Origin of the sequence: Granulibacter bethesdensis (genome assembly GCF_001889525.1) — a bacterium.
Classification (GTDB): Bacteria; Pseudomonadota; Alphaproteobacteria; order Acetobacterales; family Acetobacteraceae; genus Granulibacter; species Granulibacter bethesdensis_C.
Genome location: NZ_CP018192.1, coordinates 598111 through 612161 on the forward strand (window position 1 = coordinate 598111; position 14051 = coordinate 612161).

Below are 14051 nucleotides of genomic sequence, written 5' to 3' on the forward strand. Positions count from 1 at the left end.
TGCCGGACTGTGCATGCGCTGTCGAAAGAAGGTGGACACCCCCTGATGCGCCGCTAAAACCTTTGTTCATGGCAGATGGACAAGGCATGTGAGCGTCGTCGAAGGGCTGGACGAGATGGTGGATGGCCAGGGGAGCATACGCCCCCACTGGCGCTCCATCCTTGGGACCCTGACCGCGCTGGGGGATGGAGGCATCGCTCAGCGTGCCCGCCGGCTGGACCGTATGTTCGAGCAGGAGGGCGTCTCCAGCTTGATTCCCGGCACGGTCGAGCGTGAAGGGTGGCGGTGCGATCCAGTGCCGTTGCCCATCACGGCACGGGAGTTCTCGACCCTGGCCCGGGGGCTGGCACAGCGTGCCACCCTGCTGTCGGCCATGGTGCAGGACGTCTATGGACCGCAACGGGTTTTGTCGGAAGGCTGGCTGCCTCCTGCGCTGGTTTATGGCAACCGGGCTTTTCTGCGTGCCTGTCGCAGTAAAATGGATTGTCCTTCCGACAGACATAATGGCACTGCCTCGCGACAGAGGCTCGATTTCTACTCCGCCGATCTGATCCGGGTGCCGGATGGGCGATGGCATGTGCTGGCAGACAGGACATGCGGCTGTGCGGGGCTGGGCTATGCGTTGGAAAACCGGCGCATTCTGGCCCGTGTGATGCCGGAATCGTTCCGCGTCTCCCATGTGCGCAGGTTGCGGCCTTTCTTCGACTTCTGGCTTGACCGGTTGCAGGAAATTGCGCCGCAAAGCGAGGATGGACAGTCGCAGCATAATCCGATGATCGTGCTGCTGACACCCGGTTATCGCTCGCCGCAATGGTTCGAGCATATGTTTCTGTCGCGGGAACTGTCCTGTGCGCTGGTTGAGGGCGGCGATCTGACCGTACGCAATGGTCGGGTTTTTCTGAAAACCCTGCGTGGGTTGCAGCCGGTAGATGTCATACTCCGCCGGACAGAGGGTATGACAGTAGACCCGCTGGAGCTTGCACCGGGGCCGGGAACGGTCGGTCTGCTGGAAGCGGCGCGCAGCGGCAGCGTCACCATCACCAATTCCCCCGGCACCGATATGGCGGAAGCTCCGGGCCTTGCCGCGTTCATCCCGCTGCTGGCCGAAAAAATGCTGGGCGAGGCATTGCATATTCCTCAGGTGCCTTCGCTCTGGCTGGGGGAGGAGACTGCATGGGCGGAGGTCAGGCAGGATCTGTCTCGCTGGGTGCTCCGTTCGGCCATGGATAGCAGTGAGACCCCCATTATTGCCGGGGCCTTGTCTGAGGAGAAGCGGGCTGCACTGGAAAAGACTATTGCCGTGAATCCTGGCCGCTGGTCCGCCTTCGCGCATATGGTACCTTCCCGAGCACCTTGCGCCGGGCCGGACGGGCTGACGCCACGGCCGATTACGCTGCGCGTGTTTCTGGCCTGGGATGGCACAGCATGGCGTGCCATGCAGGGTGGGCTTGCGTATGTCGTGCAGGAGGGGCAGGCGGGAGGCACGCGTCTGGCTTCCCATGGCATGAGCAAGGATGTCTGGGTGCTGGCGGATGATCATCAGGATCTGGCCGGGCCCGCCCTGCGTGTTGTCACGCGACTGGCACCCCGCCGCATAGCGGCTGCCGTGCCGAGCCGGGTCGCTGACAATCTTTATTGGCTGGGACGTTATGTGGAGCGGCTCGACAGCGATGCCAGGCAGGCACGTGCCGCATTGACCCGGTTGAACCGTGGCCTTCTGCTGCCGCATGAGATGGTGGAGCTGGATACGCTCGGTCAGTGTCTGGCGACCTCCGGCCTGTTGTCATCGCCGGTGGGGGCGGGGGCGCATGGTCTGCTGGCCAGCGGATTGCTCTCGGCAACAAGGGATGATGGTGCGCTGGGGGTGCTGCTGGGTCGGGTTGCGCGGTTGACGGAGCTGGTGCGGGATCGCCTGACCGATGAAATGTATGCCACCTTCACCACTACCCTGCGCAGTGCGCGGGCAGAGACGTTGGTCACGGGCAAAAGTCTGGATCAGATGGCGCAGGCCATGGCGGAAATATCCCGGTTCTGCACGGCCGTTTCCGGTGCTGCGGCGGAAAATATGGTGCGCGGTGGCGGCTGGATGTTTCTGGAGTTGGGGCGCCGGATCGAACGGGCATGGACATCCGCCGGCATGCTCGCAACAGTTCTGGATACGCGCCCGTCCTGGCTGGAGACCAGTCTGCGCATCGCGCTTGAATTATGCGACAGCGCCATAACCTATCGGAACCGGTATCTGACGGCGATCCAGCCTGATCCTGCGCTGGATCTGGTGATTGCCGATCCCGACAATCCGCGCAGCCTGTTTTTTCAGCTCGTTGCGATCAAGGAGCGGTTGATACAGGTTGCCGAGGCCGCACAGCAGCAGGATGAAGCGGCCGGTCTGATTGCGGCCGCAAACGCGTTGGGCAAGGAGGCTGTGACCATTGCCGGAGATGTGGTCAAGGCGGATGATCCATATGCTGCCACGCTGACGGCGGCGAAGCGTTTGCGAGGGCTGGAAACAGGTGTGGCCGCTCTGTCCGACCAGATTACCCGTCAGTATTTCACCCTGCTGCCCAGCCAGTCCGTTGGACAGCCGCGGCTGGCGGAGGAAGACGGGGTGGTGTCGTGAAATTCCGTGTCCGCCATCTGACCCGCTATCACTATGAAGATCCGGTCGATCTTGCCAGCCATATTCTTCATCTGACGCCGCGTGATTGCGGCGGGCAGCAGGTGCTGACGACACGATTGGACGTCGAACCTGCCCCTTCCCGTCGCGTGGATGGTCGGGATCATTTCGGCAATCATCTCTCATGGCTTTCTTTGGAGCAGTCGCATCAGGTTTTTTCCGTCATGGCGGAAAGTGTAGTGGAAGCCTGTTTTCCGCCGCCTCCACCCGATGAAAAGACACCTGCTTGGGAAGAGGTAGTGGCCTTGGCACGTGCGGGCGGTGGTGCGGCTATGGAGGCGGCGGAATACGTATTCCCCAGCGTGATGGCTCCCGCTGATCCCGATGCAGGCCGCTATGTCGCTGTCAGTTTTCCGCCCGGACGGCCTGTTCTGGCTGCGCTGCGCGATCTGCTGGCGCGGATCAGGGGGGAATTCAAATTTCGGGCCGGTATTACAGATCTGCACACGCCGGTTTCGCGGGTGGTGGCCCAGAAGGCGGGGGTCTGTCAGGATTTCAGCCATATGGTGATTGCCGGGCTACGCTGGCTCGGTCTGCCAGCCCGCTATGTCTCCGGATATATCCGTACCTATCCTCCACCGGGACAGAAACGGCGGGAGGGAACGGATGCATCCCATGCCTGGGTCGGGTGCTGGCTTGGTCCCGCGCATGGGTGGGTGGATATCGACCCCACGAATAACCTGATCGTGTCCGATGAACATGTGGTGGTCGGCTGGGGCCGTGATTACGATGATGTCAGCCCGGTGCGTGGCATCATTCTTGGTGGTGGCCATCATGATATGCTGGTCAGTGTTGACCTGGCACCGCTGGAGGAGGAGGTCACCTGATTTCTTTATCCGCCTGTCAGCAGGAGCAGGATACGCTTGGAACAGTTTGAGTTTCTCATTCTTCTGCTGGCAGCCATTGTCGGGTTGGAGGTGCTGGCCCGTCGGCTGCATCTGCCAGCCGCCGCGGCTTTCATTCTGGGTGGCGGTGCGCTGGCACTCATACCCGGGATAGGGATGCCCGATGTTGATCCCGACCTGATTCTGGTGATTTTTCTGCCGCCTCTGCTGATGAGCGGCGCATATATGACCGTGTGGCGTGATTTCCGGCAGAATTTGCGGGGTATTCTCCTGCTGGCCGTGGGAGCCGTGATTTTCACCACCATGATTGTGGGTATTGGCGTCAAATGGCTGCTGCCCGACCTGCCATGGGCGGTGTGTTTTGCGCTTGGCGCCATTGTGTCGCCTCCGGATGCGGTTGCAGCCAACGCAGTGCTGGAAAGGGTGAGCCTGCCAAGCCGTATCACCGTGCTGTTGCAGGGGGAAAGCCTGCTGAATGATGCCGCCGGGCTGGTGCTGTTCCGTTTTGCGATTGTCGCGGCATTGACGGGAACGTTCAGCCTGTCTGGCGCACTGACCTCGTTTTGTATTCTCTCGGTGGGTGGCGTGGCGCTGGGGGCTGTGATTGCCTACGCCGGATTGCTGGCGATCCGCTGGCTGCATGGCCATGGTGAGGCCGTCGTGACGGTCACGCTGTTGATGGCCGCCATATCCTATATCGGCGGAGAGAAGCTCCATGTTTCCGGCGTCCTGTCGACCGTGACAACCGGTCTGATCGTTGGCTGGCGGCAGCATGAGGTGTTTTCAGCCGATACGCGGATGCGTGCCCATGCCGTGTGGGGCAGTCTGGTGTTCCTGCTGGAATCTGTCCTGTTTATGTTTATCGGCCTTTCCCTGCGAGGCGTGCTGGGCAGGTTGGAAGATCAGGGGGATGCAGTTCATGCCTTTCTGCTGCCCTCCCTTCTGGTAGTGTCCCTTGTTATTGTCTCCCGGTTTGTCTGGCTATATGCGGTGGACGGATTTTATTCTCTGGTGCGGCTCATTGGCTTCAGACATGGGCCAGCGCCTTCTCTGGCAGCGTCTACCATCATGGGCTGGGCGGGAATGCGGGGCGTGGTTAGTCTGGTCGCGGCATTATCCGTCCCGGAAACCATGCCGGGCCGTGATTTCATCCTTATCGCTACCTTTCTGGTTATTCTGGTGACGGTCCTGGTGCAGGGTACCACACTGGAACCGCTCATCCGATTGCTGCGGCTGAGTGGTGCTGACGAACTGGAAATGAAGCGTCACTCGGAAGACCGGGCATGGGCTTCTATGACAGCGGCACAATACCGGGCCATCCAGAGGGCTTCTCATACCCCTGATGGCAAGGAACGTCATCCCCGTCTGCTGGAGCAATATGCCCATCGGGCAAGCGTCGCGTCTATCTATGCGAAAGATCCGGACGCGCATCGCCCGCATGAAATTGCCCATTTCATGGCGATACTGGAGGCCATCAAGGCAGGGCGGCATGAGGTTCTGCGCTTGCACCGTGCCGGAGAAATCACTGACGCCGTGCTCCACGATATGGAACAGGAGCTTGATTTACAGCAACTGGTTGCTGAGGCGCGGGTCACTAAGGACGGGGAGGAATTGATCCTCCCCGCATAGGTGTCGTTACAGTGGTCAGACCAGGATATTCCTGAAGCGATAGGGCTCGCTGCGGTCAAGATCTTCCGGGAACAGCGTTTCCCGGCCATCGAGTGGGGTCCAGTCGGTGTAGGCACCTGCCATTTCGCCCAGATAGGGGCGCATGATGTCCAGGGCGCGCACATGGTCGATTTCGTCGGCTTCGACCACGCCGCGGCTCGGATTTTCGATCGCCCAGACGATCGCGGCCAGCACCGCGGCCGTCACCTGCAGGCTGGTGGCATTGTTATGGGGGGCGAGCTTGCGGGCTTCCTCAATGGTCAGGCGGGAGCCGAACCAGTAAGCGCCGCGCTCATGACCCATCAGCAGGACGCCGAGTTCGTCCATGCCGTTTTCGATTTCATTCATCATCAGACGCTGGCGGGACTGCATCTGCCAGTTTTTGCCCGCCAGTTCATGCACCGACAGAACTGCGTCATCGCAGGGATGGTAGGCATAATGAACGGTCGGGCGATAGCGAACGGCGCCACCTTCCCGCACGGTGAAATAATCGGCGATCGAGATCGCTTCGTTATGCGTGATCAGGAAGCCATGGTACGGGCCTTCCAGCGGAGTCCAGCTACGCACCCGGGTGGAAGCACCGGGGCGCATCATATAGATCGCCGCACCGCAGCCGAAATCATGATGGCGCCCACCGGGCGGCAACTCCGCCTCATGCGTGCCCCAGCCCAGCTCGGCCGGCTGGCAGCCTTCACCGACGAAACCGTCAATGGACCAGGTGTTGACGAACTCACCGACCGCCTTGGGACGGTTGCTGACCTGGGTATCGCGCTCGGCGATATGGATGGCCTGAATGTTCAGCGTCTGCGCCAGTGCCGCCCATCCTTCGCGTGTGGTAGGGGCGGGGATTTCGTGGCCGGTATCGTGGGCAATGGTTAACAGAGCGTCCTTGACCAGATGGGAAACGAAGCCGGGATTGGCACCATGAGCGATCAACGCAGTCGGGGCGTCTGTCGGACAGCCTTCACGTAACGCCAGAACACTTTCACGCAGCGCATAGTTGGAACGCTGGGAGGGTGTCAGATCGGGATCGGTATATCCGCCCGGCCATGGTTCGATGCAGGTATCGGTATAAAGCGCCCCCAGCTCCCGGCAGAGCAGAATCAGCGCGACGGAAGAAACCTCCACTGACAGATTGACCAGAAAATCCCCCTTGCCGAGCAGGGGCAACAGGACATCCCGGTAGTTCTCACGGGTCAACGGTATAATGCGATGAGCGACCCCGTATTCAGCCGCGATAGCCGCACCGCGGTCATCGGCGGTGACGATGGTGATCCGATCTGCGGGCATTGCGACATGACGCAGGATCAAGGGCAGCACGCCCTGGCCGATACTGCCGAAGCCAAGAATGACCATCCGACCGTCGAAGCTGAGAGAGACCATAAATAAGAAAATCCCCGGACACTATGATGCAGGCCATACCTGAACAGCCAAAGTCATCAGGCTGTATTTTTCCCAGACACAAAGCCACCGTTGAGGAACGTCTGCCAGCCTGCTTTTCCCCTCAAGAGAAATATTAAAGACATTTGCATTCTGACGCCTTTTCCCCCTGCAGAAGATGGGCCTGGACCGCTATAGCCACATGACGACTCAAGGGAGCCTGGAATGGAATACGGACGCCGCTTCAAATTTCTGGTCTGCGCACCGACCTTTAATCCGGACGATCTGGAAGGTATCCGCCTTCAGCAAATTCTGGAGGAGATCGAGCAGGACGGATATTTCGTGCTGCGTGCCCGCCGGGATGACGATGCGGAGCTGGCCATCCGTACCGACGCCGCCATTGGTTGCGTCATCGTTGACTGGGGCAAGAAAGGGGCAGCGGGTAAGGCGGCCGGGCTGATTGAACTGATCCGCAAGCGCGGTCTGGATGTGCCGATCATCGTGCTGGTTCGTCGCCACAGGCTAGAGGACATCCCGGTCGCTGTGCTGGACAATATCGACAGCTTCATCTTTCTGGCGGACGAAACGCCTGACTTTATCGCGAAAAATCTTGTCGCACGCCTGCGGCAATATGCCGACACGCTGAAGACGCCTTTTTTCGGCCAGTTGGTCGACTATGCCGAGCAGGGCAACATGTTGTGGACATGTCCGGGGCATAATGGCGGCGTGTTCTATCGCCGCAGCCCGATCGGCCGCATTTTCGTTGAGCATTTGGGCGAGGCGATCTTTCGTGACGATCTGGACAATTCCGTGCTTCAGCTGGGCGATCTGCTGACCCATGAAGGTCCGGCCCTGAAAGCCCAGAGGGAGGCCGCCACGATTTTCGGAGCCGAGCGGACGTATTTCGTGCTGAATGGCACCTCGACCTCCAACAAGATCGCGCTGAATGCTCTGTTAGCGGAAGGCGATCTGGTGCTGTTCGATCGTAACAACCACAAGGCGGCGCATCATGGCGCTTTGCTGCTGAGTGGTGCTGTGCCGGTTTATATCGATACAGCCCGCAACCCGCATGGCATGATCGGCCCGATGCGGCGCGATGCGTTGAATGAAGAGGCGTTGAGAGAAGCGATCCGCACCCATCCGCTGGTGCGCGATCCGGAAGCCTGGCGCAAGCCTCGCCCGTTCCGCGTGGCGATGATCGAGCAGTGCACCTATGACGGCACCATCCATTCGGCTGAGGAAGTGCTGGCGACGATCGGCCATCTGTGTGACTACATCCTGTTCGATGAAGCATGGGCCGGGTTCATGAAGTTCCACCCGCTGTTCCGGGGGCGCTTCGGCATGGGACTGCGCAATCTGGGTGAGAACGATCCCGGTATCATCGTGACACAGAGCACGCACAAGCAGCTTGCTTCTTTTTCTCAGGCATCACAGATCCATGTGAAGGACAGTCATCTGAAAGGGCAGGATCGTCAGATCGGTCACAACCGTTTCAATGAGATGTTCCTGCTGCACGCCTCCACCAGCCCGTTCTATCCGCTGTTCGCCTCCCTTGATGTCGGCGCGCAGATGATGAAAGGCCGTTCCGGCGAGGTATTGTGGGACGATACGGTCAGACTTGGGATCGAACTGCGCAAAAAGATCAGGCTGACGCGGAAAGAATACAAACAGGCGCAGACCAGCCCCGATCTGCAGTGGTTTTTTGAGCCGTTCGTCCCCAAGCGTGTGCAGCCCTCGGAAAAGGCGGAGGCCTTCGCCGGATTACGTTGGGAAGATGCGCCGACGGATCTGCTGGCTTCGGATCCGGAACAGTGGATGTTGCGCCCCGGTGATGACTGGCACGGCTTCCCCGACCTGCATCCGGGCTGGGTTATGACCGATCCGAATAAGCTGACTTTGCTCACACCAGGCTTTGACGGGCGCAGTGATGATCATTACGCCGATCATGGCGTGCCTGCGCCGGTCGTGGCGGAATATCTGCGTCAGAACCGCATCGTGCCGGAAAAGAACGACCTCAATTCTCTGCTTTTTCTGTTGACGCCAGGTATTGAAAGCAGCAAGGCGGGAACGTTGTTATCCTATCTTGTCACGTTCAAAAACCTGCATGATCAGAACGTGCTGCTGTCCGACGCCATTCCGGATTTCGTGGCGCGTCGACGGGAGCGCTATAAGAACGTGCGGTTGCGTGATCTCTGCGCGGAAATGCACGCTTTCTATCGAGACCGGCAGGTCAGCCGGTTACAGGCAGAACAGTTCATGGCACAGCACCTGCCCGAGATGGCCATGCTCCCGCACGAGGCCATGCGCGAACTGGTGCGCAACAATGTCGATTACCTTCCATTGGAAGAAGCACCGGGAAGAATCGCCGCGACATTGTGGCTGGTTTATCCGCCGGGTATCGCAACCATTGTTCCCGGTGAAAGGCTCAGCCCTAATGCGGAGCCTATGATCGCTTATCTGAAAGCTTTTGAAGAGGCGGCAAATCAGTTCCCCGGATTTGAAAATGAGATTCAGGGCTTATATCGAGAAAATAAAGACGGCAGGATTCGTTTTTATACGTATTTTGTAAGGGAGAGCTGACTGATCATGGCCTGACATCTGGTGTCGGGCCTTCTCCTGATTGGCATTTTGAAAAATAAGTTTTTGACCGCATTGAACATTTGATTTCCATGTTTTTTTCTGCGTTAATTTTCCTAAATTTTTATTTAGGAAAATTGAAATGGCCACGAGTAAATTATACTCATCCTTTCTTTTAGCAGGCTTGTTTCTCGCATCGACACCACTTGCGCATGCTCAGTCTTGGCAGGCCTCCTCATCTGTCAAAGTCAGCCGCTCTGTCTCTGTTACCAAATCTTCCTCTGCTATGCCGAAGAGTGTCGGCATTCCTATTTTCCCGATCAGGGCAGGCAATGTCCCTGTTATGGTCCATATTTCTATCGGTGGCGGACCGACAACAAGTGTTTCGCTGGATACAGGCTCGGCAGGTCTTTACGTCATGCAGAAGGATGCGGGGCCTGATCTCGTCGCACTTCCGACACGGGTTCGGCAGGCTTATACGGATGGCACCAGATTCGATGGTTACTGGGCCAAGACAACCATTGCGTTTCCGGATTCTCAGGGGCCGGTTACAACAAGGCAGCCGATTGTCGTCGGTGTGATCACGCGTGTTTACTGCGCGGCTACCCAACCCAATTGCCCGGGCAGTATCAACAAGCCCGGTATTATGGGTATCAGCATGAACACAAGCACCAGTCTGATCAGCCCATTGGCGCAGCTGCCAACTCCATTATCGAATGGGTATATTATTGATGTTCGGGACAGAAAAACACCGACTCTGACAGTCGGACTGACCCAGGAAAATACGGCAAAATTCAGCTTTGCAACGCTTAAGCCCACTAAAGCAGGTCCATCTGGCGCGCCGTCATGGACGGGAACATCTTTAACAGGCTGTTATACCGTCAATGGGGAGGCTGCCTCATGCACACCGATTTTGTTTGATACCGGTGCTTCCTATGGGGTTTTTAATATAGGAAATGTAAATCCGAAACTGAGCAGGACAGGTTGCCTGTCACAGGGACAGAAATTCGAGATTGATTTCAAAGATGTTTTTCATCTGGCTCTGATAACGACTGCCAATACTGTTTTCTGTGTCTCTAAAACAGCTACATTTTCCAATATTGGCTCTGCGCCGTTCCGCTATATGGCGGTTGCCTATGATGCGCAGAATGGCCGATTGGGCTTTATGCAGTAAGAGAGAGAGATCATAAAAAAGCGCCGCATGCCTTGTTACCAGGCATGCGGCGCTTGCTGTGGTCAGGATAGAAAATCAGATTTTCCCGTCCAGTCCCATCTGATGATATTTGTGAATAATCTTGTCCTGGTTCTCGAGCAGCCAGTCGATTGACGGTTCGTTCTGCATGGCCTTCCGGATGGCTTCCGTTGTGCCTTTGCGCTGGATTTCGAAGAGCGCCTTATGATCCAGATTGTCGTCATTGATGACGGACGGCGCCAGCCACACGGAACAAATGATGCCGAGGTCATTGACCTGATCTTTCGGTAGATAGCCCTCCCGCACGGCATCCAGAACACCATTGGCGATGGCGAATTGAACCGTGCCCATCAGGATATTGGTGTAGCGTTGGCTTTTTACGGTTACTTTGGACACGCATAGAGTCACTGGCCGCACCTGTATCCCGGTGTTCAGAATGGCGAAAACACGGCTGTGACCGGCAACCTGATCGCCTACCAGAGTGGCGAGAGCAGTTCCGACCGGCCCGTCCAGCGCACCGATGACAACCTCCGGCTCTGCTGCGGTGCCGGGTGGTCCGCCAGCGACCAGAGCCTCACCGGTACGCAGGATAATACGTTCGCTCATGGAGGGGTCTCCTTATCGGATAAGGGGAAGGAAATGAGGGGTCTGACAGATTGGCCGTATCAAATTCTGCCCGCTTCAGAGATATCACGCGCCAGAATGATCCGGGAGTATGGCCCGGGCAATGCGCATAGCAGCATTTGCGGCGGGTATGCCCGCATAACACGCGACATGCATCAGTGTTTCTGCGACATCGCCGGGGGAGGCGCCGGTATTCCTTGTGGCGCGGCAATGGCCTTTGAACTCTTCCTCAGCACGCAGAGTGGCAAGGACGGCCAGGGTGATCAGGCTGCGGGTACGACGATCCAGACCTGGGCGTGACCATGGGCCGCCCCAGGCGGCCTCCGTCATCCATGTCTGGAAATCCCGCTCGAAGGGGGAGGCGTGGTCGAAAGCACCCTGAACGAATTCCTCTCCCATGACAGCGCGGCGCGTGGTCAGGCCGCGCGTCAGCGCATCAGCCTGTGCCTGTGCGCCGATGAAGCGGTGGATCGCCTCCACAACCTGTCCGGGCTGTTCGGTGCAGATCATATGGGCGGCATTTTCAATGATGGTGAAGGCCGCTCCGAGCCGGTCGCGAAGCGCTTCAGCCATGGGGATCGGGGTGGATCGGTCCTGATCCCCCACCAGCACAAGCGACGGTGCGAGAATGGCTTCGGCATGATCCGACAGATCGGCGACGGAGAGGGCCTCGCACGCTGCGGCATATCCTTCCGGATCGGTCCGGCAGAGCATTGTATACAGGCCGTGAGCGGCGGGATCAGTCAGAAAGTTCTCTGTCACCCAACCGGGCAGCACTTGATCTGCCAGCAATGCCATTCCTTCCGCTCTCGCCAGCGCGGCGCGGTCCAGAAAACGGGACGGTTCTGCCATCGCCAGCCCGGTATCGCAGAGAATCAGCGAACGCACCCGGGCCGGAGCGATGGCTGCGAGCATCTGTGCTACCATGCCGCCCAGAGAAATTCCCGCGACATGCGCTTCATCCACGCTCAGCGCATCCAGCACCGCCAGCGCATCTCGCGCCAGCATGTCGATGCTGTATGGTCCCTGCGTCACCTCCGTCAGCCCATGTCCGCGCAGATCGGGACGGATGACGCGATAGCTTCGGGCCAGTTCGGCTGCCATGCCGTCCCAGGCTGCTCCGGTTGCACCGAGCGCATGGAGCAGCAGGAAAGCGGGTGCTCCCTCCGGACCATCAACCGTCAGATGGATGTTCAAATCTCCAGCCAATTCCCCGGTGCGTAGAAACATCCGTCTTTATCCTCTTCCATGCTGAAGCCGTTCTGGACTTGCCGCGATGCTTCATGCAACGCATGGGCCAATGAAATGACGCGGCGACAGAGTCGTGAAGGCTGGCCACCAATGCTGAAAGAGGAAGTCGGATATCATGAGCGATACAGGACAAGATACAGTGCTGACACTGAACAAGGCGCAAGCGATCGTTACGGCCAGCCTCGAAAAGGCGGCCTCTGCCGGGATGAAGCCACTGGCGATTGCGGTGCTGGATGCAAGGGGGGCGCTGAAGGCTTTTGGGGGGGCGGATGGTACCAGCCTGCGCCGGGGTGAGGTTGCGATCGGCAAGGCACATGGCGCGGTGGCGCTGGGTATGGGCAGCCGGGCAATTGCTGATCGTGCCGCAACGGATCCAAGTTTTGTGGCGGCGGTGACTCATGCGGTTGGTGGCTCCCTCATTCCCGTGCCGGGCGGGGTGCTGATCATGGCGGGTGACACTCTTCTGGGTGCGGTCGGTGCGTCGGGCGATACATCCGACAATGACGAGGCGGCGGTGGTCGCGGGGATCGAGGCCGCAGGATACACCGCACGCATCCGTTAATAGTGATGCGGACAGGGAGGTCATAAGCGGCGCTCATGGCGGAGCATAAGATCGGATCATCTCTGCCGGGGCGTCGGATGGCGCTTGCGTGGGCGGCGTCCCTGTTGACGGGTGCTCACAGTGCATGGGGGCGGGAGGAGGGGCGTTCCGGCATTCTATACCATTCTCTTCCCCGGACACCTTCTATCCCGGCTGCTGTCTCGCTTGATGCGACCGCCAGCCTGCTGCACCGCGTGGTCATGGGATGTAGTGGCGAGGATTATGCCATCGCCGTGCAGGCAGTGGCAGGGCAGAGGCTGGGGCGTCTTCAGACGAGGCTGGTGGTCGATGTCACCGATACGCTGCCGAGGATGGAAAGTATTCGGCAGGCCCGCATTCTGGCACGGCCTGCGCCTTGCGATGTGCTGCTGCTGGACGACATCGCCATGTATACCCTGTCTCTGATCCAGCCCTTTCGTCCGGCCACACCGCAATTTCTGCCTGCTTTAATCGGTGTCGAACCGGATCTGCGGCTGCCCTATGCTGCTCCGCAGATGCAGAGCGGTCTGGTCATCGTCCGCCGTGCTTCCCTGACAAAGGACATGGTGCTGTTGCGCTATGGTGATCTGGCTTCACCGCGGCTGCATGGGCGGGTTGGGTTTTCGGATGCGCAGTATCTTCAGGTCATGGGCGCTGCCACGTTGGCCATGGGTGGGAGCATGACCTATTATGGCCCCGGTCTGACCTGGCTGCGCCGCCTGCGTCACCATGGAGCGCGGAGCTATCCGAGTGATGAAGCATTGGGCAATGCCCTCCGTACCGGAGAGATCGTTGCCGCCCTGACCTTGCAGGCCAATGCAGTGATCTGGCAGCAGATGGTAGGTGATCTTTCCTGGCATGCGGCAGAGGAGGGGGTGATTCCCGTCATCATGCAGGCAGCCATGCTGCGCGATGATGCCGATCCTGCCGCCGCCGCTCTGGCCTGTAATATGCTGCTGGAACCGAGGGTGCAGACCGATCTGATGCACCGTACCGGTCTTTTGCCGACCGTAACCTCCCTGCTGGAGGATCACGAAACGATCCGGGTCTATGGTTTTTCCACCTATCAGCGGGATCGGTTCCAGTGGCCGGCTTATTCCTATCTGGCAGGGGAGATGATGGCGCTGTGGAAACAGTGGATTGCCATTTTTGATGCCCGGCCCGTGCGTCCGGCCCACCGTCAGGCGGGGCATCCGAAACCGGGGACCAAACCGTGATGAGGACGGCTGGGAAATTTGACTTTTCGATGAACGCTCTCTA

General features: G+C 58.9%; 10 protein-coding genes. 7 read left to right on the top strand and 3 right to left on the bottom strand.

Annotated elements, in window-relative coordinates:
- The first annotated feature begins 88 nt into the window (after positions 1-88).
- Genes GbCGDNIH6_RS02715 through GbCGDNIH6_RS02725 form a run of 3 tightly spaced genes read left to right on the top strand, consistent with a single transcriptional unit; the run spans position 89 to position 5148 of the window.
- Complete coding sequence (locus GbCGDNIH6_RS02715) at positions 89-2617, top strand: circularly permuted type 2 ATP-grasp protein (protein ID WP_072562772.1); 2529 nt, start codon at positions 89-91, stop codon at positions 2615-2617.
- Entirely contained in the window at positions 2614-3501 is an 888-nt protein-coding gene (locus GbCGDNIH6_RS02720) for a transglutaminase family protein (protein WP_072562773.1), read from the top strand. Before GbCGDNIH6_RS02715 ends, GbCGDNIH6_RS02720 begins: the two co-directional genes overlap by 4 nt.
- Before the next feature lie 36 nt (positions 3502-3537).
- Positions 3538-5148 (top strand): cation:proton antiporter, encoded by a 1611-nt coding sequence (locus tag GbCGDNIH6_RS02725; protein ID WP_072562774.1) that lies wholly within the window; start codon positions 3538-3540, stop codon positions 5146-5148.
- A 15-nt stretch (positions 5149-5163) separates the two neighbouring features.
- On the opposite strand, the gene GbCGDNIH6_RS02730 is transcribed toward GbCGDNIH6_RS02725, so the two are convergent.
- The gene (locus tag GbCGDNIH6_RS02730; protein ID WP_072562775.1) at positions 5164-6570 is read right to left on the bottom strand and encodes a homospermidine synthase; all 1407 of its coding nucleotides are present in this window, start codon (positions 6568-6570) and stop codon (positions 5164-5166) included.
- Between the two features lie 222 nt (positions 6571-6792).
- Between GbCGDNIH6_RS02730 and GbCGDNIH6_RS02735 the strand changes: the two genes are divergently transcribed.
- Together GbCGDNIH6_RS02735 and GbCGDNIH6_RS02740 are read left to right on the top strand one after the other, a co-directional pair.
- A complete protein-coding gene (locus GbCGDNIH6_RS02735) occupies positions 6793-9147 on the top strand; it encodes an Orn/Lys/Arg family decarboxylase (RefSeq protein ID WP_072562776.1) in 2355 nt (784 codons plus the stop codon).
- Between the two features lie 139 nt (positions 9148-9286).
- Positions 9287-10318, top strand: a complete 1032-nt coding sequence (locus GbCGDNIH6_RS02740; protein WP_157692305.1) for a hypothetical protein — start codon at positions 9287-9289, stop codon at positions 10316-10318.
- Positions 10319-10393: 75 nt separating this feature from the next.
- Here GbCGDNIH6_RS02740 and fae read toward each other — a convergent pair whose 3' ends face one another.
- Together fae and pcaDC are read right to left on the bottom strand one after the other, a co-directional pair.
- Entirely contained in the window at positions 10394-10942 is a 549-nt protein-coding gene (gene fae, locus GbCGDNIH6_RS02745) for a formaldehyde-activating enzyme (RefSeq protein ID WP_011631232.1), read from the bottom strand.
- 84 nt (positions 10943-11026) lie between these two features.
- Positions 11027-12190 (bottom strand): bifunctional 3-oxoadipate enol-lactonase/4-carboxymuconolactone decarboxylase PcaDC, encoded by a 1164-nt coding sequence (pcaDC, locus tag GbCGDNIH6_RS02750; RefSeq protein WP_072562778.1) that lies wholly within the window; start codon positions 12188-12190, stop codon positions 11027-11029.
- A 136-nt stretch (positions 12191-12326) separates the two neighbouring features.
- Between pcaDC and GbCGDNIH6_RS02755 the strand changes: the two genes are divergently transcribed.
- Both GbCGDNIH6_RS02755 and GbCGDNIH6_RS02760 read left to right on the top strand, forming a co-directional pair.
- Positions 12327-12773, top strand: coding sequence for a GlcG/HbpS family heme-binding protein (locus GbCGDNIH6_RS02755; protein ID WP_072562779.1), 447 nt, complete (start codon positions 12327-12329; stop codon positions 12771-12773).
- A gap of 35 nt (positions 12774-12808) precedes the next feature.
- Complete coding sequence (locus tag GbCGDNIH6_RS02760) at positions 12809-14008, top strand: type 2 periplasmic-binding domain-containing protein (protein WP_072562780.1); 1200 nt, start codon at positions 12809-12811, stop codon at positions 14006-14008.
- The last annotated feature ends 43 nt before the right edge of the window (positions 14009-14051 follow it).

What these genes read in the sequence shown, in the direction of transcription:
- GbCGDNIH6_RS02730 (WP_072562775.1), bottom strand. Translation starts at nt 6,570, where the DNA reads ATGGTCTCTCTCAGCTTCGACGGTCGGATGGTCATTCTTGGCTTCGGC.
- GbCGDNIH6_RS02735 (WP_072562776.1), top strand. Translation starts at nt 6,793, where the DNA reads ATGGAATACGGACGCCGCTTCAAATTTCTGGTCTGCGCACCGACCTTT.
- GbCGDNIH6_RS02740 (WP_157692305.1), top strand. Translation starts at nt 9,287, where the DNA reads ATGGCCACGAGTAAATTATACTCATCCTTTCTTTTAGCAGGCTTGTTT.
- fae (WP_011631232.1), bottom strand. Translation starts at nt 10,942, where the DNA reads ATGAGCGAACGTATTATCCTGCGTACCGGTGAGGCTCTGGTCGCTGGC.
- pcaDC (WP_072562778.1), bottom strand. Translation starts at nt 12,190, where the DNA reads ATGTTTCTACGCACCGGGGAATTGGCTGGAGATTTGAACATCCATCTG.
- GbCGDNIH6_RS02755 (WP_072562779.1), top strand. Translation starts at nt 12,327, where the DNA reads ATGAGCGATACAGGACAAGATACAGTGCTGACACTGAACAAGGCGCAA.
- GbCGDNIH6_RS02760 (WP_072562780.1), top strand. Translation starts at nt 12,809, where the DNA reads ATGGCGGAGCATAAGATCGGATCATCTCTGCCGGGGCGTCGGATGGCG.